Origin of the sequence: Dysgonomonas sp. BGC7 (assembly GCF_001261735.1) — a bacterium.
Taxonomy (GTDB): domain Bacteria; phylum Bacteroidota; class Bacteroidia; order Bacteroidales; family Dysgonomonadaceae; genus Dysgonomonas.
Genome location: NZ_CVRP01000037.1, coordinates 1 through 543, shown reverse-complemented (window position 1 = coordinate 543; position 543 = coordinate 1). Strand labels below are relative to the sequence as shown.

Annotated in this window: 1 protein-coding gene; it reads left to right on the top strand. The window is 36.3% G+C overall.

Annotated elements, in window-relative coordinates; translation table 11 throughout:
• The coding region (locus BGC7_RS17525) for a glycoside hydrolase family 125 protein (RefSeq protein WP_157258774.1) at nt 1–543 on the top strand (543 nt) is incomplete at both ends.

Here is a 543-nt window from a genome sequence, read left to right as displayed (position 1 = left end):
TGCTACTACTTACGAATTCCTTATTCCATCCAATTTTATGGCTGTGACTTCATTGAGAAAAGCGTCAGAAGTTCTTACATCCGTCAATGGAGACTATAAACTTGCCCAACAATGTTCTGCTTTGGCAGAAGAGGTGGAAACAGCTCTCAAAAAATATGCGACATACAAACATCCTGAGTATGGTACTATATATGCATATGAAGTTGATGGCTTTGGTAATTATTATTTGATGGATGATCCGAATGTGCCTAGTTTACTTGCGATGCCTTATCTCGGAGATATAGATGTTAACGATCCTATCTATCAAAATACACGTCGTTTTGTACTCAGTCAAGAAAACCCCTATTTCTTTAAAGGACTAGCAGGAGAAGGTATTGGAAGCCCTCATATTGGCAGATATGATATGATATGGCCTATGAGTATTATGATGCGAGCCTTTACTTCACAAAGTGATGAGGAAATTAAAGATTGTATAAAACTTATATTGAATACTGATGCAGGCAAAGGCTTTATACATGAGTCTTTTAATAAAGATAATACTGA